The 20,483-nt window shown below is 74.4% G+C and carries 16 protein-coding genes and 1 riboswitch; of the genes, 10 read left to right on the top strand and 6 right to left on the bottom strand.

Annotated features, from left to right (window positions below; genetic code table 11):
- The first annotated feature begins 4 nt into the window (after positions 1-4).
- Together O7542_RS18480 and O7542_RS18475 are read left to right on the top strand one after the other, a co-directional pair.
- Positions 5-1,693, top strand: a complete 1,689-nt coding sequence (locus tag O7542_RS18480) for a ribonuclease J (RefSeq protein ID WP_043325788.1) — start codon at positions 5-7, stop codon at positions 1,691-1,693.
- A 174-nt stretch (positions 1,694-1,867) separates the two neighbouring features.
- Positions 1,868-3,418, top strand: a complete 1,551-nt coding sequence (locus O7542_RS18475; protein ID WP_064447093.1) for a S1 family peptidase — start codon at positions 1,868-1,870, stop codon at positions 3,416-3,418.
- 87 nt (positions 3,419-3,505) lie between these two features.
- Here the strand turns inward: O7542_RS18475 and O7542_RS18470 are convergent, their stop codons facing one another.
- On the bottom strand, positions 3,506-5,152 hold the full coding sequence (locus O7542_RS18470; RefSeq protein ID WP_124779015.1) for a YbjN domain-containing protein: 1,647 nt from the start codon (positions 5,150-5,152) through the stop codon (positions 3,506-3,508).
- Positions 5,149-5,628: a YbjN domain-containing protein gene (locus O7542_RS18465; RefSeq protein WP_043325784.1), complete on the bottom strand. Its 480-nt coding sequence runs from the start codon at positions 5,626-5,628 to the stop codon at positions 5,149-5,151. The genes O7542_RS18470 and O7542_RS18465 overlap by 4 nt, the downstream gene beginning before the upstream one ends.
- A 113-nt stretch (positions 5,629-5,741) precedes the next feature.
- Here O7542_RS18465 and O7542_RS18460 point away from each other — a divergent pair, with 113 nt between their 5' ends.
- On the top strand, positions 5,742-8,198 hold the full coding sequence (locus O7542_RS18460; RefSeq protein WP_043325782.1) for a DNA translocase FtsK: 2,457 nt from the start codon (positions 5,742-5,744) through the stop codon (positions 8,196-8,198).
- 64 nt (positions 8,199-8,262) lie between these two features.
- On the opposite strand, the gene O7542_RS18455 is transcribed toward O7542_RS18460, so the two are convergent.
- Both O7542_RS18455 and O7542_RS18450 read right to left on the bottom strand, forming a co-directional pair.
- The gene (locus O7542_RS18455) at positions 8,263-8,505 is read right to left on the bottom strand and encodes a hypothetical protein (RefSeq protein WP_043325780.1); all 243 of its coding nucleotides are present in this window, start codon (positions 8,503-8,505) and stop codon (positions 8,263-8,265) included.
- An 88-nt stretch (positions 8,506-8,593) separates the two neighbouring features.
- The gene (locus tag O7542_RS18450; protein WP_043325778.1) at positions 8,594-8,908 is read right to left on the bottom strand and encodes a multidrug efflux SMR transporter; all 315 of its coding nucleotides are present in this window, start codon (positions 8,906-8,908) and stop codon (positions 8,594-8,596) included.
- A 57-nt stretch (positions 8,909-8,965) separates the two neighbouring features.
- A riboswitch (guanidine-III (ykkC-III) riboswitch) is annotated at positions 8,966-9,031 on the bottom strand.
- Positions 9,032-9,127: 96 nt separating this feature from the next.
- Here O7542_RS18450 and O7542_RS18445 point away from each other — a divergent pair.
- The 7 genes from O7542_RS18445 to O7542_RS18415 all read left to right on the top strand — a co-directional run bounded on the left by O7542_RS18445 (position 9,128) and on the right by O7542_RS18415 (position 15,267).
- Positions 9,128-10,051, top strand: a complete 924-nt coding sequence (locus O7542_RS18445) for an ornithine cyclodeaminase family protein (RefSeq protein ID WP_281604951.1) — start codon at positions 9,128-9,130, stop codon at positions 10,049-10,051.
- 50 nt (positions 10,052-10,101) lie between these two features.
- Positions 10,102-11,604: a 30S ribosomal protein S12 methylthiotransferase RimO gene (rimO, locus tag O7542_RS18440; RefSeq protein ID WP_043325775.1), complete on the top strand. Its 1,503-nt coding sequence runs from the start codon at positions 10,102-10,104 to the stop codon at positions 11,602-11,604.
- Between the two features lie 47 nt (positions 11,605-11,651).
- Positions 11,652-12,233, top strand: a complete 582-nt coding sequence (gene pgsA, locus O7542_RS18435) for a CDP-diacylglycerol--glycerol-3-phosphate 3-phosphatidyltransferase (RefSeq protein WP_030503388.1) — start codon at positions 11,652-11,654, stop codon at positions 12,231-12,233.
- Positions 12,234-12,304: 71 nt separating this feature from the next.
- Positions 12,305-12,850, top strand: coding sequence for a CinA family protein (locus O7542_RS18430; protein ID WP_166455493.1), 546 nt, complete (start codon positions 12,305-12,307; stop codon positions 12,848-12,850).
- Between the two features lie 210 nt (positions 12,851-13,060).
- Entirely contained in the window at positions 13,061-13,501 is a 441-nt protein-coding gene (locus O7542_RS18425) for a helix-turn-helix transcriptional regulator (RefSeq protein ID WP_043325770.1), read from the top strand.
- Positions 13,502-13,628: 127 nt separating this feature from the next.
- Positions 13,629-14,477 carry a PspA/IM30 family protein gene (locus O7542_RS18420; protein WP_281604950.1) on the top strand — a complete coding sequence of 283 codons (849 nt, stop codon included), beginning with the start codon at positions 13,629-13,631 and terminating at the stop codon, positions 14,475-14,477.
- A gap of 16 nt (positions 14,478-14,493) precedes the next feature.
- Entirely contained in the window at positions 14,494-15,267 is a 774-nt protein-coding gene (locus tag O7542_RS18415) for a hypothetical protein (protein WP_113971771.1), read from the top strand.
- A 548-nt stretch (positions 15,268-15,815) separates the two neighbouring features.
- On the opposite strand, the gene O7542_RS18410 is transcribed toward O7542_RS18415, so the two are convergent.
- Positions 15,816-19,442, bottom strand: a complete 3,627-nt coding sequence (locus O7542_RS18410) for a multicopper oxidase domain-containing protein (protein ID WP_281604949.1) — start codon at positions 19,440-19,442, stop codon at positions 15,816-15,818.
- 169 nt (positions 19,443-19,611) lie between these two features.
- Entirely contained in the window at positions 19,612-20,403 is a 792-nt protein-coding gene (locus O7542_RS18405) for a DNA-formamidopyrimidine glycosylase family protein (protein WP_281604948.1), read from the bottom strand.
- Positions 20,404-20,483 lie beyond the last annotated feature (80 nt).

Raw genomic sequence — 20,483 nt, 5'->3', positions numbered from 1 at the left:
ACGCGTGACCGAGGCGCACATCGAGGGTGAGCTGCCCCCGCCGCTGCCCGAGGGCGGCCTGCGGATCATCCCGCTCGGCGGACTCGGCGCCATCGGCCGGAACATGACCGTCTTCGAGTACGACGGCAAGCTGCTCATCGTCGACTGCGGGGTGCTGTTCCCCGACGTCGAGCAGCCGGGCGTGGACCTGATCCTGCCCGACTTCGGCCCGATCCTGGACCGGCTGGCCGACGTGCAGGCGATCGTGCTCACGCACGGCCACGAGGACCACATCGGCGCGGTGCCGTACCTGCTCGCGCACAAGCCGGACATCCCGCTCGTCGGCTCCCAGTTCACGCTCGCGCTGGTCGAGGCGAAACTGGCCGAGCGGCGGATCCAGCCGTACACGCTGACCGTGCGGGAGGGCGGCCGGGAACGGCTGGGCCCGTTCGAGTGCGAGTTCTTCGCGGTGAACCACTCGATCCCGGACGCGCTGGCGGTGGCCATCCGTACGCCCGCCGGCCTGGTGCTGCACACCGGCGACTTCAAGATGGACCAGCTTCCGCTGGACGGGCGGATCACCGACCTGGCCGGGTTCGCCCGGCTCGGCGCCGAGGGCGTCGACCTGCTGCTGTCGGACTCGACGAACGCGGAGATCCCCGGCTTCGTCACGCCGGAGAAGGAGATCGGCCCGGTCCTCGACTCGATCTTCGCGAAGGCCAAGGGGCGGATCATCGTCGCCTCGTTCGCCTCGCACGTGCACCGGGTGCAGCAGGTCTTCGACTCGGCGGTCGAGCACGGCCGCAAGGTGGCGCTGATCGGCCGGTCCATGGTCCGCAACATGGGCATCGCCCGCGACCTGGGCCTGCTGAACATCCCGCCCGGCCTGGTGGTCGGGATCGAGGAGGCCACGAACCTGCCGCCCGAGCAGATCGTGCTGATGTCCACCGGTTCGCAGGGCGAGCCGATGAGCGCGCTGGGCCGGATGGCCAGCGGCGACCACCGGCACATCACCATCGCGCCCGGCGACACCGTGGTGCTGGCGTCCTCGCTGGTGCCCGGTAACGAGACCTCGGTCTACCGGGTGATCAACCGGCTGGCCCGCGCCGGCGCCGTGGTGGTGCACAAGGACGTGGCGAAGGTGCACGTCTCCGGCCACGCCCCGGCCGGCGAGCTGCTCTACCTGCTCAACGTCGTCCGCCCGAGCAACCTGATGCCGGTGCACGGCGAGTGGCGGCACCTGCGGGCGCACGCCCGGCTCGGCATCGAGTCCGGCGTCGCGCCGGACCGGGTCGTGCTCTGCGAGGACGGCGACGTGGTCGACCTGGTCGAGGGCCGCGCCAGCCTGGTCGGCCGGGTCAAGAGCCGGTACGTCTACGTCGACGGTCTCGCCGTCGGCGACGTCAGCGAGTCGCTGCTCACCGAGCGGCGGATCCTCGGCGACGGCGGTTTCATCGCCGCGACGGTCGTGGTCGACTCGGTCACCGGCAAGGTGGTCGCCGGGCCGACCGTCTCGGCGAAGGGCTTCTCCGAGGACCCGGCCGCGTTCAACGCGGTGGTTCCGCTGGTCACCGAGGCGCTGAACCGGGCCGCCGCGGACGGCATCACCGACCCGCACCAGCTCCAGCAGATCGTCCGCCGCACCGTCGGACGCTGGGTCAACGACGCGTACCGCCGTCGGCCGATGATCGTCCCGACAGTCGTCGAGGTCTGACCCGACCGCGCCGCGCGCCGGTCCACCGTTCACGGTGGACCGGCGTCGTCGCTTTCCGGGTACGTCCCGACACGCCGCGTCGAAACCCTCCGCTCACCCTCATCCGATCGGCGTCCGTCTCCGTACTCCGGGACGGCCGGCGTGCCCCTGCGCCGGCCGGGAGGAGCGTGGCGGATGGACCGTAGACGGATGACAGCCATCGGCGTACTGGTGGCGGCGGCCGGGTTGACGGCGGCGGTGACCGTACCGTCGTTCGCCGGCGAGGAACCCCGGCGGGCCGCGCCGGCCACCGACGGCGTCGCCCCGGAGGTCCTGGACGCGATGGGCCGCGACCTCTCCCTCACCCGTGACCAGGCGGTGAAGCGGCTGCGCACCGAGCGGTGGGCGGCCGGCACCGTCACCCGGCTGCGTGCCGAACTCGGCGCCGGCTACGGGGGCAGCTGGCTCAGCGCGGACGGCGCGACGCTCACCGTGGCGGTGGCCGACGCGGCCGGTGAGGCGCGGGTCAAGGCCGCCGGCGCGGTCCCGAAGCGGGTCGCCCGGGGCGTCGCCGAGCTGGACGCGGTGAAGTCCCGGCTCGACGCGGCGGGCGGCGCGGCCAGCCCGGACATCGCCGGCTGGTACGTCGACGTGACCGACAACACGGTGGTGGTGGTCGCCCGTCCGGGCGCGGAGGCCGACGGCCGCCGGTTCGCCGCCGCCGCTGGGTCGAAGACCGCGATGGTCCGGGTACGCACCGCCGACGAGGCCCCGCGCCCGCTGTTCGACGTGCGGGGCGGCGACGCCTTCTTCATCAACAACGCCGGCCGCTGCTCGGTCGGCTTCTCGGTGGTGGGCGGATTCGTCACCGCCGGGCACTGCGGCCGGCCGGGGGACCGCACCACCGGATCCAACCGGGTCGCCCAGGGCACGTTCGCGGCCTCCTCGTTCCCCGGCGACGACTGGGCGTTCGTGCGGGTGAACGGCGACTGGACGCCGCAGGGCGTGGTGACCGACTTCAGCGACGGCCGCACGGTGGCGGTCAACGGCTCCACCGAGGCGCCGGTCGGGGCCTCGATCTGCCGGTCCGGCTCCACCACCGGCACCCGCTGCGGCCTGGTCCAGGCCAAGAACGCCACTGTCAACTATCCGGAGGGGACTGTCACCGGGCTGACCCGGACGAACGTCTGCGCCGAGCCGGGCGACTCCGGCGGCGCGTGGCTCTCCGGCGACCAGGCGCAGGGCGTCACCTCCGGCGGCTCCGGCGACTGCACCCGGGGCGGGGTCACGTTCTTCCAGCCGGTCAACGAGATCCTCCAGCGCAACAACCTCACGCTCGTCACCGCCGGTGGCCAGCCGGCCCCGACGCAGCCGCCCGCCGGTGGCGGGGAGACCGCCCCGCCGGCGACCGTCCCGCCGACCCCGCCGGCCGGTGACACCGAGTGCGCCGGCCAGGTGAGCCGGAGCGGCCGGATCGCCGCCGGGCGGGTCCAGGTGCAGCCGGACGGGCGCTTCTTCCGGGTGCCCGGCGGCACCCAGGAGGCGTGCCTGGCCGCGCCGGACGGCGTCCGGGTGACGCTGGAGCTGCAACGCTTCACCAACGGCGCGTTCCGTACCGTGGCCCGCGCCACCAGCGCCGACGGTGTGGCCCGGCTGACCGTCGAGGGCCCGGCCGGCGCCTACCGGTACCGGGTGGCCGGACTGTCCGGCTCCGGCGAGTACACGCTGGCGTTCTCCGCCCGCTGACCGCCGCACCGACCGCGGCCCCCGACCACCACCGCCTTGTGGTCGGGGGCCGCGTCGCGTAGCGGGCCGGCCGGTCGGCTCGGCGGCTCAGGCCAGGGCGGCGACCGCTTCGGCGTACGCCGCGCCGGTGCGTACCGCCGCGGCCACCAGTACCTCCAGCTGCGCCGGGGCGACCCCGCAGGACAGGTCCGTGGAGACGCCGGCGGCCAGCACCAGCGTTCCGTCGCCGGGCTCGTGCACGTAGGCGGCGGGCAGCAGCCGGTCGTGGTTCCAGGCGTTGCAGAAGGCGTACGCCTCGGCGCGCCGCTCGGCCGGCAGCCGCCGCTGCGCCACCACGCGGGCGTGCAGCACGTCACCGTGGCGGCCGAGCAGGCGGAACTGGATCGTGGCCTCGCCCCACCGCCCGACGAGTGTGCCGTCCGGCTCAGGCGAGTACGGCTCGCCCCGGGCGTCGAGCGCGGCGGCGAGCAGCGCCGCGTCCAGCGGGGCGGGCTCCTCCGGGCCGGGCGGGCCGGGCTCGGCCGGGTCCGGTTCCGGCTCCTCGTCGAACTCGCTCTCGGCGGCCAGCGACACCGGCGCGGCGAGCGGCCGCTCGGCCAGCCACGAGGCGATCCGGCCGGACTGGTGCCCGGTGCCGTTGCGGGCGTCGAAGCTGCCGGCGAGCGCCGTGGCCAGCGCCTGGAGCTGCGCCCCGAGTGTCGCCACGTCCACCTCGGCGGCCGGCCGGGAACCGTGCCCGGGGCGGTGGATCCGCCGCCCGCCGAGGCCGGCCTCGGCGGCCAGCCCGCAGAGCAGCGCGCCGGCCGCGGCGAACTCCATCGCGGACAGGTCGTCGGCCGGGCGGTCCAGCCGGGGCAGCTGCTCGGTCAGCACCTCCAGCCCGCGATGCAGGTAGCCGCCCAGCGCGCAGAAGCGCAGGTGCGCGGCGAGCAGCGGAAACGCGGCCCGTTCACGGCGGTGCCGGCGGTACGCGCGTACGTGCGCCCGGGCCGCCTCGGTCACCGCGCCGGTGCGCAGCCACGGCAGCAGCCCCACGGTGAGCGCCCGTTCGGGCTGGTCGGTACAGGTCGTCGCCACTGTCGCGGCGGTCTGCCGTTCGGCCCGCCGGGTCGGTGGCCCCTGCGGCTCGACCCAGCCGGTCAGCGCCGGCGCGAGCGCCGCCAGCGCCGCCTCCGGGTCACCCCACCCGGCCAGCAGGTCGGCCCGCCGCGCCGGGGCGCACCCCGCACAGCCACCCACCGGGTCCGTCGCGTCGGCGGCCGACCAGCGTTCGTACGCCCGCCGGGCCGCCGGCTCGTCGCCGAGGTGGTCGGCGACGCGGCAGCGCAGCTCCGCGACCGGCGCGGCGTCCTCGCCCAGCTCCCCGGCGAGCGTGTCCAACAGGGACCGGGCCTGATCCAGGCCCACCCGGGGCGTGCCGAACAGCGCCTCCACCGCCTGCCGCTGGTGCCGGCGCAGCCGGGTCAGCTCGTCGGGGCGGGCGTCCAGCAGCCCGGGGTGCCGGGCCACCGTCTCCCGCATCCGCCGCACCGGCTCCACCGCGCGCCACCGCTCACCCAGGTGCAGGTACGCCTCGACCAGCGCGAACCGCGCCGACAGGGCGGTACGCGGGTCACCGGTGGCGTCCGCGCGGGAGGCGATCCGCTCCAGCTCGGCGCAGCGCTCCTCGCCGTCGGGCCGGTCCCGGGCGTCGGCGAGCGCGGCGGCCAGCCCCCGGTCGCGTGCCGTGGTCATCGGAGCGTCCCGCCGGTCAGCTCGGCGACGGCGGCGGCCAGCTGACAGCCGGTGGTGACACCGCAGTCGACCAGCCGGTCGAGCTGGTGCGGTGTGACGCCGCGCTCCAGGTCGGTGGTGACCTCGCCGCAGATCTGGGCCGACCCGTCGTCGGCCACGTGCACGTACGCCTTGGGCCAGAGCCGGTCGTGGTTCCACCTGTTGCAGAAGGCGTGCAGCTCGGGCACGTGCTCGATGCCGAAGTGCGGCGCCACGACGGTGCGTACCTGGAGCAGCTCACCTGCCGCGCCCCGGCGGTGGAACCAGATCAGGTTCCGTTCCCAGCGGCCCACGAGCGCGCCGTCGGGCTCCTCGACCACCGCGTACCCCCGGTGTGCCAGCACGGCGGCGATCAGCTCGCCGGTCAGCGGGCGCAGCGCCTGGGGGTGTCCGGTCAGCGGACCGTCCGGACCGTCCTCGATCTCCGGCGACGCCATCGGGCATCCCTTCTGAGGCGAATAACACAAACGACGGTCCGACCCGTGCTGCGACGCGCGGACACGACCCGGAAAAGCGGCGTTCCACCGGGTGCCGCCGTTACCGTGACTCTATGGCGGGCCGTACCTCTCAGGCGAGCCGGCGGCGCGGCGCGTCGCCGCGTGGCACCACGAACAACCGCGCCCGGCAACCGGCGAAGAAGGCGGCGGCGCGGAAACCGGCGCGGCGGCCGGCGCGCCGCGGGCCGGCCCCGGCCGCGTTCGTCGGCCGCGCCGCGGGCGCCGTCTGGATGGGACTGGCCCACACGGTGGGCTGGGCGTTCCGGGCCGCCGGCCGGCAGGCCGCGTCCACCCGGGAGCTGGATCCGGAGCACCGCCGCGACGGCGCCGGGCTGCTGCTGTTCGGCCTGGCCATCCTCAGCGCGGTGGGCATCTGGGGCGGCGGCGCCGGGCCCGTGGGCCGGCACCTGGCCGACACCGTACGGCTGTTCATCGGCGCCATCTCGATAATCCTTCCGGTGCTGTTCATGGTCGGCGCGTGGCGGCTGATGCGGAGCCCGGCCGACCCCGAGCACCGCGGTCGCGGCCTGGTCGGCTGGGGCTCGATGATGCTGGCGACCGCCTCGATGCTGCACATCGGGCAGAACCCGGTCGACGAGGTCCAGCGCGACTACGCCGGCGGCCTGATCGGCGCGGGCGTGGGCGACGTGCTGAAGTCGGCGGTGACCGCGTGGGTGGCGATGCCGCTGCTGCTTCTGCTGCTGGTGTTCGGCCTGCTCGTGGTCACCGCGACCCCGATCAACAAGATCCCGGAGCGGCTCGGTCTGCGCGCCGACCCGGCCGCGCCCGAGGACGATGAGGAGGAAGCCGAGGCCGAGGCGGCGGCGAAGCCGGCCCGTAAGCGGCCGGCGAAGCGGATGCCGTCGCCGCTGGAGCCGCTGGACCCGGACGACGAACTGGCCGGCGTCGACCTCCAGGAGACGCTCGTGCTGCCGCGCAAGCCGCCGCGGGTGCCGGCGAACCGCAAGCCGGTCGAGCCGCCGGAGCACTCGCCGCTGCCCACCCGCGCCGAGCAGCTCGCGCTCACCGGGCTGGCCGGCGACTACACGCTGCCGCCGGCGAACCTGCTCGGCAGCGGCGCCAAGCCGAAGAGCCGGAGCAAGGCCAACGACGAGGTGATCGCCGCGCTGACCGGCGTCTTCGAGCAGTTCGACGTGGACGCCGCGGTCACCGGGTTCACCCGCGGCCCGACGGTCACCCGGTACGAGGTGGAGCTGGGCCCGGGCGTCAAGGTCGAGCGGATCACCCAGCTGTCCCGCAACATCGCGTACGCGGTGAAGTCGCCGGACGTGCGCATCCTCAGCCCGATCCCGGGCAAGAGCGCGGTCGGCGTGGAGATCCCGAACACCGATCCGGAGAACGTGTCGCTCGGCGACGTGTTGCGCTCCCGCGAGGCGACCAGCGACCACCACCCGATGGTGGTGGCGCTCGGCAAGGACATCGAGGGCGGCTACGTGGTGGCCAACCTCGCGAAGATGCCGCACATCCTGATCGCGGGCGCCACCGGCGCGGGCAAGTCGAGTTGCCTCAACAGTCTGCTTGTGTCCATTTTGACCCGGGCCACGCCGGACGAGGTGCGGCTGCTGCTGATCGACCCGAAGCGCGTCGAGATGACCGGCTACGAGGGCATCCCGCACCTGGTCACGCCGATCGTGACCAACCCGAAGAAGGCGGCCGACTCGCTGGAGTGGGTCGTCCGCGAGATGGACATGCGTTACGACGACCTCGCCGCCAACGGGGTCCGGCACATCGACGACTTCAACCGCAAGGTGCGCAACGGCGAGATCAAGGCGCCGCCGGGCAGCGAGCGGGAGATGCGGCCGTACCCGTACCTGCTGGTGATCGTGGACGAGCTGGCCGACCTGATGATGGTCGCGCCGCGCGACGTGGAGGACTCCATCGTCCGGATCACCCAGCTCGCCCGCGCCGCCGGCATCCACCTGGTGCTGGCCACCCAGCGGCCCTCGGTGGACGTGGTCACCGGCCTGATCAAGGCGAACGTGCCGTCCCGGCTCGCGTTCGCCACCTCCTCGCTCGCCGACTCGCGGGTCATCCTGGACCAGCCCGGCGCGGAGAAGCTGCTGGGCCGCGGCGACGGCCTGTTCCTGCCGATGGGCGCGTCGAAGCCGCAGCGCATCCAGGGCGCCTGGGTCACCGAGCGCGAGATCGCCGACGTGGTCAAGTTCTGCAAGGACCAGCGGGAGCCGGAGTTCCGCCCGGACGTGCTCGCCCCGGCGCAGGACAGCAAGAAGAAGATCGACGAGGACATCGGCGACGACCTGGACCTGCTCGTGCAGGCGGTCGAGCTGGTGGTCACCTCGCAGTTCGGGTCGACCTCGATGCTCCAGCGCAAGCTGCGTGTCGGCTTCGCCAAGGCGGGCCGGTTGATGGACCTGATGGAGACCCGCGGCGTGGTCGGGCCGTCCGAGGGCTCCAAGGCCCGCGACGTGCTGGTCAAGCCGGACGAGCTGGAGGAGGTCCTGGCCGGCCTGCGCGGCGGCGAGGACTGACGACCCACGACGGACGACGGCGGCCCCCACCGTCAGGTGGGAGCCGCCGTCGGCGGTTTCCGGCTCAGTTGAGCAGCGCGGCGACGAGCACGGCGCCGATGATCGCGCCGACCACGCTCGCGGCGGCGGCGTACCAGCCCAGCGGCTTGTCGCCGAGGACGGCGCCGACGATGCCGAGGATCAGGCCGAGGACGCCGAAGATCAGCGGGGACAGGAAGATCGCGAGAGCCGCGAAGACGAACGCGATGATCGTGCAGATCCGGGCGGCGTTGGTACGCGGACGGGCGCTGGCGTGGATGTCGGCCATGGGGTTCCTCCGTGAGTGATCTCGCTACCGGTCAACGAAAGATCCGGTACCCCGGCCGCCGCGTCGTCCAAACCGGATGCGGCATCGATCAGGCGAACAACTTCAATCCGATCACGCCGGCGACCACCAGCAGCAGGCAGGCCACGCGCGGCAGGTTGACCGGCTCGCCGAGCGCGAGCATGCCCACCAGCGCGGTCCCCACCGCGCCGATGCCGACCCACACCGCGTAGCCGGTGCCGACCGGGATGTCGCGCAGCGCGTACGCCAGGCCGGCCATGCTGCCGACGAGCGTGACGCCGAAGACGGCGGAGGGGAGGGGACGGGTGAAGCCGGCGCTGCGATCGAGCGCGATCGCCCACGCGGTCTCCAGGAGTCCGGAGAGCACCAGTACGAGCCAGGCCATGAGATCACCTCTGACGGGCGGGCCCGGCGTGGAGCGGGCCGGGCGACGGTCGGGTCACGCGGGGCGTCTTGGCCTGACCGGGTACGCCCACCACTCGTCCGGGACGGCCCGCGGGCCGTCGTGGCCGACGGTAGCACCGGCCGGGCGGAACGGGCGGCGGGGTGAGAAAGCCCACCATGGGTGGAGTTGACGTCAACTTCAGGTTGCACGATGGAAGGCATGACCGTGCTCTTCTCCGACGACGACGTCGCGGCCGCCGTGGACGCCCCGCTCACCGTCGCGGCCATGCGGGACGCGCTGCTGGCCGCATACGCCGGGCGGCTCATCGCCCCGCCCCGGGCGTCCGCGCCGCTGGGCGGGGGCCGGATGGTGCTCACCGCCGGTCACCTCATCGGGCAGTGGTACGGCTTCCGCTCCTACGACACGTTCGGCCACCCGGAGAGCGGTCAACTGGTCGTGCTGCACGACGCCACCACCGGCGCGGTACGCGCCATCGCCGTCGGCGAGGAGCTGGGCTCCCGGCGTACCGGAGGACTCGGTGGCGTGGCGGTGGACGCCCTGGCCCGCGCGGACGCCGCCACGCTCGGCGTGGTGGGCTCCGGCCGGCAGGCGTGGACCCAGGTCTGGGCCGCCGCGGCGGTCCGGCCGCTGCGCGAGGTGACCGTGTACAGCCGCTCGGCGGCCCGGCGGGAGGCGTTCGCCGCCCGGGTCCGCGCCGAGCTGGGCGTGCCGGCCCGCGCCGTCGGCTCGGCCGCCGCCGCGGTGCGCGACCGCGACGTGGTGGTGCTCGCCACCACCAGCACCGTCCCGGTGATCGACGCCGCCGACCTGGCCCCCGGCACGCACGTCAACACCGTCGGCTTCAAGCAGACCGACCGGCACGAGTTCGGCCCCGACCTGCTCGACGCCGCCGACCTGCTGGTCACCGACTCGCCCGGGCAGGCCGCCGCGTACGTGCCGCCGATGCTCGCCGCCGTCGAGCCGTACGCCGGTCGGTTGCGCGACCTGGGCGCGGTGCTGGCCGGGGCGGTCCCCGGCCGGACCGGCGCGGACCAGATCTCGGTCTTCTGCTCCACCGGTCTGGCCGGCACCGAGGTGTTCCTGCTCGACCGGCTGGCCCGCGTGGCCGCTCCCGTCCGCTGAGCGTGCCGGACGGGCGGCGTGGCGGTACGGAACCGGCCCGGTACCCTCGGATGGTGTCTGCCACCTCCTCCACCCCGCAATCCGACGGGCGCCGGGTCGCCCTGCTGACCCTCGGCTGCGCCCGCAACGAGGTCGACTCGGAGGAGCTGGCCGCCCGGCTGCACGCCGACGGATGGCAGGTCACCACCGACGGCGAGGGTGCCGACGTGGTGGTGGTGAACACCTGCGGCTTCGTCGAGAAGGCCAAGCAGGACTCGATCCAGACGCTGCTGGCCGCCGCCGACACCGGCGCGAAGGTCGTCGCCGCCGGGTGCATGGCCGAGCGGTACGGCCGTGAGCTGGCCGACAGCCTCCCCGAGGCGCAGGCGGTGCTCAGCTTCGACGACTACCCGGACATCGCCGCCCGGCTCGACTCGGTGCTCGCCGGTGAGGCGATCGGCGCGCACACCCCCCGCGACCGGCGGGAGCTGCTGCCGCTGACCCCGGTGAAGCGCCGCGACGCGGCGGTGTCGCTGCCCGGGCACGGCACCCCGGCCCGGGTCGCGCCGGAGACCGACGCGCACACCCCGGCGCACCTGCGGCAGGTGTTGCGGCACCGGCTCGACACCGGCCCGGTGGCCTCGCTGAAGCTCGCCAGCGGCTGCGACCGGCGCTGCGCGTTCTGCGCCATCCCGGCGTTCCGCGGGGCGTTCGTCTCGCGTACCCCGGACGAGCTGCTCGCCGAGGCCGAGTGGCTGGCCAAGACCGGCGTCCGCGAGCTGGTGCTGGTCAGCGAGAACTCCACCTCGTACGGCAAGGACCTGGGCGACCCGCGCGCGCTGGAGAAGCTGCTGCCGCAGCTCGCCGCGATCGACGGCATCGTGCGGGTCCGCGCCAGCTACCTCCAGCCCGCCGAGACCCGGCCCGGCCTGGTCGAGGTGATCGCCACCACGCCCGGCGTGGCCGCGTACTTCGACCTGTCGTTCCAGCACTCCAGCGAGCCGGTGCTGCGCCGGATGCGGCGCTTCGGCTCCACCGACCGGTTCCTGGAGCTGCTCGCCTCCGCCCGCGCGCTGGCGCCGGACGCGGGCGCGCGCAGCAACTTCATCGTCGGCTTCCCCGGCGAGACGAAGCAGGACGTGGCCGAGCTGGTCCGGTTCCTGACCGAGGCGCGGCTGGACGCGATCGGCATGTTCGACTACAGCGACGAGGACGGCACCGAGGCCGCCGGACTGGCCGGCAAGGTCTCCGCCGCCACGATCAAGCGGCGGTACGACAAGCTCAGCGCGCTGGCCGACGAACTCTGCTCGCAGCGCGCCGAGGAACGCCTCGGCGCGACGGTGGAGGTGCTTGTGGACTCGGTCGCGGACGGCGTGGTGGAGGGGCGGGCCGCCCACCAGGCGCCCGAGGTCGACGGCTCGACCACGCTCGTCGCGCCGGTCGGCGGCGGCGTCGACCTGGCCGCGTTGCGCCCCGGTGACCTGGTCCGGGCCACCGTCACCGCCACCGAGGGCGTGGACCTGGTCGCCGTACCGGATGAGATGATCTCGGCGGCGCCCGGCGCGGTACGGTGACGGCGGGCCCGGACGAAGCGGGGAAGCCACGTGGGGCGATGCGGGACATGACGGGAGCGGAGTCGACGGCGGCCGCCCCCGTACCGCTGCTCAACGCGGCGAATGTGCTGACCGGCGCGCGCCTGGTGCTGGTGCCCGTCTTCGCGGCCACCGTGGTCGCGTCCGCGATGACCCACGCGGGCTGGCGGATGGCCGCCTGCCTGATCTTCGTGGTGGCGTCGGCGACCGACCTGGTCGACGGCTGGATCGCCCGCCGGTTCGAGCTGGTCACCTCGCTGGGCAAGGTCGCCGACCCGATCGCCGATAAGGCGCTCACCGGCGCCGCGCTGGTGCTGCTCTCCGTCTACGACCGCCTGCCCTGGTGGGTGACTGTGGTGATCCTCGCCCGTGAGCTGGGCATCACCGCGCTGCGCTTCTGGGTGATCCGGCACGGCGTGATCGCGGCCAGCCGGGGCGGCAAGGTCAAGACGGCGCTGCAGATCCTGGCGATCACCTGGTACCTCTGGCCGATGCCGGAGGCGCTCGCCGCGATCGGCCCGTGGATCATGGGCGCGGCGGTGGTGGTCACCGTGGTCACCGGGTTCGACTACATCGCCCAGGCGTTGCGGCTGCGGCGTCCGGCCCGTTGACCCGGGCAGCCGGCTCGTCGCTCCGGGCGGCCGAAGAGTAAGCCGCCCTGGCGCGGGAAGAGAGGGCGGGCATGGACACCGACGAGAGACACCAGCGGCCCGCCGGCAACCCGGCGGCCTCCGTCGTGCACCGCCTGCACGAGTGCGGCCAGACGCTGGCCACCGTCGAGTCGCTGACCGGCGGGCTGCTCGCCGCGGCGGTCGTGGAGATCGCCGGGGTCAGCTCGATCTACCGGGGCGGCATGGTGGTCTACGCCACCGAACTCAAGGCGACGCTCGCCGGCGTACCGGAGGACCTGCTGGCCGAGCGCGGCCCGGTCGATCCCGACGTGGCCGCCGCCCTGGCCGAGGGCGGACGGCAGCGGTGCGGCGCGGACTGGGGCCTGGCCACCACCGGCGTCGCCGGGCCGGAGCCGCAGGACGGCAAGCCGGTCGGCCTGGTCTACGTGGCGGTCGCCGGGCCGGACGGCACGCAGGTGCGCCGGCTCGACCTCGACGGCGGCCGCGACCACATCCGCTCGGCCGTGGTGATCGAGGCGCTGCGGCTGCTCGCCGACCGCATCCAGCTCCCCGAGGACGCCGACGCCACCGAGGCGGCGGGGGTCGGCCCCCGATGAGCCGGCCCGGCGCCGACACGCCCGGCCGCGGGCCCGCCGGCCGGCCGATCCGCACGGATTTTCAGAGGCGGGGTGGGATGTCGTCGTGGCAACCAACGGGTACGGTTGCGGGAAGGCTCCGACGGTCGCCGTCGGCGCCGGAGCGGTCTCCGCGTCCGGTGCCCGGCGCGGCTCGGCCGGGCATGGTGGTCCCGTCCAGGGGGAGGTGCGATGGTCCTGCTACGCCGGGTGATCGGTGACGCGCTGCGGACACGCAGGCAGGGGCAGCACCGCACCCTCCGCGAGGTGTCGTCCGCCGCCAACGTCAGCCTGGGCTACCTGTCCGAGATCGAACGCGGCCAGAAGGAACCGTCGAGCGAGCTGCTGGCCGCCATCTGCGACGCGCTCGGCGCCCGCCTGTCGGAACTGCTGCGCGAGGTGAGCGACACCGTCGCCCTCGCCGAGCAGATGCCCGGCGTGCTGGTCCCGGTGGCCGACGAGCCGGCCCCGGTGGCCACGGCCGCCGTGCGTAAGGCGACCAACCGCGGTGTCCGGCAGGTCACCACCGACGGCGCGGTCGCCGTCCAGGTCCGGCAGGACTCGCCGCTCAAGGCCACGCTGCGCAGCACCCGGGTACGCCCCGCGGAGCGGGACGTGGTCTGCGCCGCCTGACCCCGGCTGTCGCGTCGTGGGCGGTGCTGGCGTCCGCGTCGTACTGTTGATCAGGAGCGTACGGGTGCCGGAGTGGCGTCCGGCTGGAACGATGTAGGCGCGACGCTACTGAGGGGACGAGGCGGAGATGGCTAACCCGTTCGTCAAGGGTTGGAAATACCTGATGGCGCTCTTCGGCGCGAAGATCGACGAGCACGCCGATCCGAAGGTGCAGATCCAGCAGGCCGTCGAGGAGGCGCAGCGCCAGCACCAGGCGCTGGTGCAGCAGGCGGCCGCGGTGATCGGCAACCAGCGCCAGCTGGAGATGAAGCTGTCCCGGCAGATGACCGAGGTGGAACAGCTCCAGGGCAACGCGCGGCAGGCGCTCGCAGTGGCCGACCAGGCCCGGGGCCGGGGCGACGAGGCCGAGGCCGGGCGCTACGAGCAGACCGCCCAGATGCTGGCCACCCAGCTGGTCTCCGCCGAGCAGGCCCTGGAGGACCTCAAGACGCTGCACGACCAGGCGCTCGGCGCGGCCGCCCAGGCCCGCAGGGCGGTCGAGAACAACTCAATGATCCTCCAGCAGAAGCTGGCCGAGCGCACCAAGCTGCTCAGCCAGCTGGAGCAGGCCAAGATGCAGGAGAGCGTGGCCCGCTCGCTGGAGTCGATGTCGTCGCTCACCGCACCCGCCAACACCCCGTCGCTCGACGAGGTCCGCGACCGGATCGAACGCCGCTACGCCACCGCCATGGGCCGCGCCGAGCTGGCCGGCAACTCGGTCGAGGGCCGGATGCTGGAGATCCAGAAGGCCACGCTCGACTCGGCCGGATCGGCGAGACTGGAACAGATCCGGTCGAGCATGGCCGGCGAGCAGCTCGGTGGCCGGCAGGAGACCCCCGCCGTCGGGCAGCCGGCCGACCCGGCCGCCGCCCGGCTCGACGAGATCCGGGCCAGCATGAGCCGGGAGCGCGGCACCGGGGAGAGCACGACCGGCTGACGGAGGGGCGAACACCATGGCCGACGAGCGGGCCCGATATTTCCGCAGGTTGCGCAGGCTGCGCAACTCGGCGCGACGGTGGAGCGTGCTGGCCGGCGGGCTCGGCGGCGCCGCGGCGGTGCTCACCCCGTACGCCGGACTGGGCCTGCCGGACGCGGCCTGGGCCGGCGCCGCGGGCAGCGCCATCGCGATCGCCGCCTGGCGCTGGGCCGACCACCGGGCGCTCGCAGCAGTGCCGGCGCCGCCCGCCCTCGACCCGGCGGAGGCCGCCGCCCGCTCCCGCGCCCGGCTGGTCGCCGCCGTCGAGCGGCTGCCCGTCGGGCCGGGTGTCCTGGCCGAGGTACGCCGGGTCCGCTCCCGCATGGCGCTGCGCGGCACCGCCGCGGCCGAGCCGTGGGCACGGCTGGACCGGGCCGCGCTCACCCTGGCCGGGCTCGCCGGACGGCTGACCGGTCTGGCCGAGCCGGCGGTCCGGGAGGCGGCCGAGGCCGATCGTTCGCTGCGTGAGCTGGCGAACCGGGTGGCGGGCGTGGAACGCGCGGCGAAGCTGACCCCGCAGAGCACGCTGGACGAGGTGCACGCCACGCTGGTGGCCCAGTTGGAGGACGGGGTGGCCGCGTACGAGCGGCTGGTGGTGGCCGCCGCCGGCTACGTCGCCGAGGACGCCCGTCCCGACACCGCGCACCCGGCCGCCGCGCGGCTGACCGAGGCCACCGACCTGCTGCACGGGGTGGCCTCCGCCCTGGCCGAACTCCGCACCCCCCTCCGAGCCCCCCAGCCCGGACGCTGACCGCCCCCGCCGCACGCCGATCCCCCGCGCGCTGATCGTCCCGCGCGATTGTCGTCCCGCGCGTTGATCAAGGAGTTTGTGTCCTGAGGCGGGCCGAATCCGTACACCAACTCCTTGATCACCGGCGCGGACAGGGGGCGGGCGGAGGGCTTCGGTCTGCCCGGGCGGGCAACTCGCGGTCAGGCACCCCCACACCCGCCCATCGCCCCGCCAGCGCCGGTGATCATGAGGTTGGCGGTGTTGTTGATCTCGGATTCCGCCGTCAACCTCATGATCGTGCGGCCCTCGTTCGGCTAGGGCGGGCTTCCTTTCCCGTGCTTTGACCCTCGTGCCTGTGGGCCGGTGATCAAGGAGTTCGTGTCCTGTGGAGGGCGGGAAATGGACACAAACTCCTTGATCAACGGGCGGGGTTGCCGACCGAGGCGGACCGGACCGTGTCGGGGTGAGCGCAGGGCGTTGCTCCCGCTCGCGCCGGTGATCATGAGGTTGGCGGTGTTGTTGATCTCGGAATCTGCCGTCAACTTCATGATCGACCCTGAGAGGGAGGGCTAGGTGGGGGTGGTTATGGGGGTTGGTGGGGTCCAGGGGGACGTGCCAACCACGTTCGTCGTGCGTACTCGGTAGTAGTAGGTGGTGGAGCGCGCCAGGCCGGTGTTGGTGAAGCCGCGGCCGGTGACGCGGAACGTGGCCGGCTCCCTGGTGAACGCGGCGTCGGTGGCGCGCTGCACGATGAAGCCGGCGCCCGGTCCGGCCGGCGTCTCGGCCGACCAGCTCAGCGTCACGGTGGCGGTGTCCGGTCCCGGCGCGCTCGCGATGACGCTCACCGCCGTGGGCGTCGTCGGCCGGGCCGGGGTGGTCACCCGGGCCACTGTCGACCAGGGGGACGCCGCGCCGAGGTACGTCGTGCGTACCCGGTAGTAGTACGTGGTGTCCGGCGCGACGGCCGGGTCCACGTGGTTCTCGCCCACGGCGATGGCAGTGGTCCCCGGGCCGCTGCTGAACGTCGGGTTGGTGGCGCGCTGCACGTCCACACCGGTGGCGAAGGAGTGGTTCGCCCAGCGCAGCGCCACCCGCAGTGGCGCGGTCGGCGGCACCGCCGCGGTGAGCCGGGCCGGCGCGGCCAGACGCACCGCCGCCGGTACGGCATTCGACCAGGACGAGCAGCTCACCGCGTTCTCGGCGCGGATCCGGTAGTGGTAGGTGACGCCGGGGGTGACTGTCGCGTCGGTGTAGCGGGTCGCGGTGGCGGCCACGGTGATCTCGGTCAGCCCGGCGGTGAAGGCGCTGTCGGTGGCGCGTTGCAGCAGGTGGCTGGTGGGCACCGGGCGGCTGCCGTTGCCGGTCCAGGTCAGCGCGATGGCGGGCAGCGCGGTGGCGCTGCCGGGCGCCGGGGTGGCGGTCAGCCCGGTGGGCGCCTTGGGTGCCACCCGCAGCACCAGTGGACGGCTCATGCCCTGGTCGCGCAGTCCCGCCGAGCGGGTCTGCCAGCGGTACTCCCAGCCCAGGTTGACGAGTTGGTTGACCACCGTGGCGGGGCGGCCGTCGGCCGGGCTGACCGGGCTCGCGTCCAGCCGCGCGCCGGCGGGCCGGGACGGGTCGAGCAGCCGTACGCTGTCGCTGATCTTGAACGGCAGGGGCGGCGGTACGGGACGCAGCGCCACCACGACGTCCTCCCGGGGGTTGACCCGGACGGTGTCCTTCCAGCCCAGCTCGCCCGGCTCGGGCGGGCGCAGCGTGCCGTCCCAGCCGACCCGGTTGACCAGTTGCACGTCGCAGCCTTCGATGTGCACCGGATGGGTGCGCGGCGCGTCGCCGACGATCCGCCACAGTTGCGTGCCGTCGCCCGGCGCGCCGACCGGTACGGCCGGGTCGGTGGCGTGCAGCACCTCGGTGGCGGGTTCCACCGGGCCCAGCGGCAGCGTGGCCGGCAGCAGCGGCCCGCTGACCGGGTGGCCGACTCCGAGCCGGCCCACCGCGCGGCCGTGCCGGGGCTCGAACACCTGCCCGACCGACTTCACCGCCAGCGGCAGCGTGACCGGGGCCGCCGCGCCGGGCGGGGTGAACGTGACCGAGCCGTCCCGCGCGCCGACGAGCGTCGGACGCGGGGTGTGGGTGCCGAACGCGGCGTCGTACGCCGGTTGCGGCACGATCGGCGGCGGCTGGCTGTGCGCGTACGCCCCGGGTAGCCGGTCGGCGAGCCGGCGCGTGTCGTACGGCTGCGCAGGGCTGCCGGTGACCCGGATCTGGAGCAGCGTGCGGGTGTTCGGGCCGTAGCCGGGCCGGGTCGGCGGCAGCCCGCCCGAGCCGGTCCGGTCGGGCGCGCCGGTGTGGTGGTCGTAGCGCGGGTCGAACCGGGGCAGCGGCGCGGGGCAGTCGTTGTAGAGGATCAGCGTGCTGCCCGGCGGCACGGTGGCGAAGTCCACGATCACGTCGGCCCGCTCGCCGGGGGCCAGCAGCAGCGCGTGCCCGTCCACGTTGAGCACCGTCGGGTCCTGCCTGTCGTAGCGGTAGTCCACCGGCCGGTTGGCGAGCACCACCGGGGCGGGGAGCAGGCCGCTCTCGTTGCCTATCTGGATCAGGTCGGGTCCGGCGGCGGCCGGGTCGGGCACGCCGCCGTCGCGCCCGTCCACCGGCCAGTACGCGGGCCGTCCGGGCGCGCGTACCGCCTCGACCATCGGCACCTCGCCGGCGTCCGGGTCGGCCGGGCTGCCGTCGTCGGCCCACATCGGGCCGTCCGAAGCGGCCCGGTAGAGCTGCAGGTTGAGTGCCCGGTCCGCGCAGGCGTTGAGGATCCGGAACCGGTACGCGCGCGGGGCGACCTCCAGGTACGGGTAGGCCACGCCGTTGACGAGCGGGGTGTCCCCGTACGCCTCGGGCACCGCCGACGGGTGCGGCACGGCGGGCGCCAGCGGCGGCTCGTCCGGGTCGGCGTCGGGGTCGTGGTGCGGGTTCGGCACCGGGGCGACCCACGGGCTGGCCCCGCCGTCCGGGTCGTGGGTCCACGGGCCGTAGTCCCAGCGGCCGGTGGGGTTGCCGCCGGTGATCCGGTACGGGTTCTGCCGGGGCTGGTAGACGTGCGGGTGCCAGAGGCTGCCCTTGGCGCCCCAGCGGTCCCGGTCCCAGGTCGGGTCCTGGGCGGCGAGTTGCGCGTCGTCGGGTACGAACGTCTTGTCCTCGATCACCAGCGGGAACTGTTCCGCGGGCAGCACGCCGTCGTCCACGAGGCGGTCCTCGGCGGGGTCGGTGAGCAGGTACAGCGCGATCTGCCCGGAGTAGACGGTGAGCCGGGACAGGCCGAGCGTGTTGTCGTGCAGCCACATCAGCCGGCCGCTCTGCTCGTTCGGGAAGTACAGCGTGGTGGCGCCCGCGCCGGGCGGCGGCATGTCCGGCACCGGGGTGACACCCACCCCGGCCGGGTACGGGGTGATCTCGCCGGCCGGGGTCACCCACTGCCACGGGTTGCCGGCGCTGATCCACCCGGTCTGCGCGCCGGACAGGTGCGGCACGGCCCGGTTCTGCGGGTACGGCGCGGGACCGTCCAGCGGGCCGGCGCCGGCCCCGTCGACGGTCTCGTCCACCGGCAGGAACAGCTCGCCCGCCCGTCCGGTGGGGAGTTGGTTGATGAACTTGATCCGGACCGGGCGGCCCCGCCGCGCGACGATCATCGGGCCGAGGTGCCAGGGGCGGTCCGGTGGGCTGACCGTGTTGTGGCCGGCGGCGTCGGTGCCCAGGTTGAGCTGCCGGTAGCCGCGCAGCCGGGTGGCCGGCAGGTCGCGGTGCAGGCGCTGCGCGTACTCCTGGAGGCCGATCTCGTAGTAGTCGCAGCCCGGCCAGGTGATGGTGTCCGGGACCGCTACCGGCAGGCGGGCGCCGAGCCCGTCGGTGGCGGGCTGCCCTGGTAGCGGCAGCGGGTCGACGAACTTGCGGATGCCGGTGCCCGGCGCCGGGCGGCCGTCGGCGTCGAGCGTGGGCAGCGGGCTGGCGGCGGTGTTCGGCACGGGGCCGAACAGGCGCGGGACGGCGGCCGGGTCCAGGCTCGCCGGGGTGGCCCCCGGCTCGTCGTCGCCGGCGCGCGCGGCGGGAACGCCCCGCGCCGCGGAACCGGCGAACGCGGTCTCCTCGGCGACTCCGGCCCGGTCCGGCCGTCCCGGCCGGAGTCTGCGGAACAGCACCATGGCTCTCCCCGGGGTCGGGGCGCGCCGGCCGACACCCCGGCGTGGCGGGCGTACGCGCTGCTGACGATCGGTGAGCGGTCAATCGCAGCATGCGACGCCACGGGGGTGGGACGGAAGTACCCAATCGTCCCTATCTCGGCGATCTTTGGCGTTTCGTGGAAGTTCCACGTCAGGAACGGTCGGGCTGGCAGACCGGGCACCAGTAGGTGACCCGTTCGCCCAGCTCCTCCTTGCGGATGGCCGTCCCGCAGCGCCGGCACGGCTGGGCCCGGCGGCCGTAGACGTAGCTGGTCCCGCCCCGGCGCAGCACCCCGGTCGTGCTCTGCGTCCAGCGGCCCCGGTTCGCCGCGAGCAGCCGCTGCGCCAGCGCGACGGTGCCCGGCAGGTCCGGCACCGCGCCCACCGGCGTCCACGGGGACACCCCGCGCAGGAACAGCACCTCGCACTTGTAGAGGTTGCCCACCCCGGCGAGGTTGCGCTGGTCCAGCAGCGCCTCACCGATGGTGCGTTCCGGCTCGGCCGCGAGGCGGCGTACCGCCTCGTCGGCGTCCCAGTCCGGGCCCAGCAGGTCCGGGCCGAGGTGACCGACGAGCGACAGCTCCTCGGCCGTCGGCACCAGCGCCAGCTCGTGCAGGTGGTAGCCGACGGCGACCGCGCCGGGGGAGCGGAGCACCACGCGGATCAGGTGCGCCGGCCGCGCCGTCCAGCGCTCACCCGGGGTGTACGCGCGCCATGCGCCGTCCATCCGCAGGTGCGAGTGCAGCGTCCACTGCGCTGCGGTGGGCGCGGTGAGGCGCAGCAGCAGGTATTTGCCCCGGCTGGCCGACTCGCGCACGGTCCAGCCGGTCAGGTCGGTGGCGGCGAGCTGCGGCACGCGGAAGTCGGACCCGGTGAGCCGGGCCCCGGCCAGCGCGCGATCCAGGACGCGCGCCGTGTTCCAGACGGTGTCGCCTTCGGGCACCCCGCCATTGTTCCCTACCGAACAGAATTCGCATGTGTCGCCATTTGTACTGAGGTTCCACTTGATCAGCGGAAACGCAA

This window comes from Micromonospora sp. WMMC264, assembly GCF_027497275.1.
GTDB lineage: Bacteria > Actinomycetota > Actinomycetes > Mycobacteriales > Micromonosporaceae > Micromonospora > Micromonospora chalcea.
This window is presented reverse-complemented; position numbering and strand designations above follow the sequence as displayed.

Coding starts and splice junctions, on each gene's coding strand:
- O7542_RS18425 (WP_043325770.1), top strand. CDS start 13,061: ATGGTCCTGCTACGCCGGGTGATCGGTGACGCGCTGCGGACACGCAGG.
- O7542_RS18475 (WP_064447093.1), top strand. CDS start 1,868: ATGGACCGTAGACGGATGACAGCCATCGGCGTACTGGTGGCGGCGGCC.
- O7542_RS18465 (WP_043325784.1), bottom strand. CDS start 5,628: ATGGCGTCGCCGGAGATCGAGGACGGTCCGGACGGTCCGCTGACCGGA.
- O7542_RS18470 (WP_124779015.1), bottom strand. CDS start 5,152: ATGACCACGGCACGCGACCGGGGGCTGGCCGCCGCGCTCGCCGACGCC.
- O7542_RS18410 (WP_281604949.1), bottom strand. CDS start 19,442: ATGGTGCTGTTCCGCAGACTCCGGCCGGGACGGCCGGACCGGGCCGGA.
- O7542_RS18415 (WP_113971771.1), top strand. CDS start 14,494: ATGGCCGACGAGCGGGCCCGATATTTCCGCAGGTTGCGCAGGCTGCGC.
- O7542_RS18450 (WP_043325778.1), bottom strand. CDS start 8,908: ATGGCCTGGCTCGTACTGGTGCTCTCCGGACTCCTGGAGACCGCGTGG.
- O7542_RS18420 (WP_281604950.1), top strand. CDS start 13,629: ATGGCTAACCCGTTCGTCAAGGGTTGGAAATACCTGATGGCGCTCTTC.
- rimO (WP_043325775.1), top strand. CDS start 10,102: ATGGTGTCTGCCACCTCCTCCACCCCGCAATCCGACGGGCGCCGGGTC.
- O7542_RS18430 (WP_166455493.1), top strand. CDS start 12,305: ATGGACACCGACGAGAGACACCAGCGGCCCGCCGGCAACCCGGCGGCC.
- O7542_RS18460 (WP_043325782.1), top strand. CDS start 5,742: ATGGCGGGCCGTACCTCTCAGGCGAGCCGGCGGCGCGGCGCGTCGCCG.
- O7542_RS18455 (WP_043325780.1), bottom strand. CDS start 8,505: ATGGCCGACATCCACGCCAGCGCCCGTCCGCGTACCAACGCCGCCCGG.
- pgsA (WP_030503388.1), top strand. CDS start 11,652: ATGACGGGAGCGGAGTCGACGGCGGCCGCCCCCGTACCGCTGCTCAAC.
- O7542_RS18445 (WP_281604951.1), top strand. CDS start 9,128: ATGACCGTGCTCTTCTCCGACGACGACGTCGCGGCCGCCGTGGACGCC.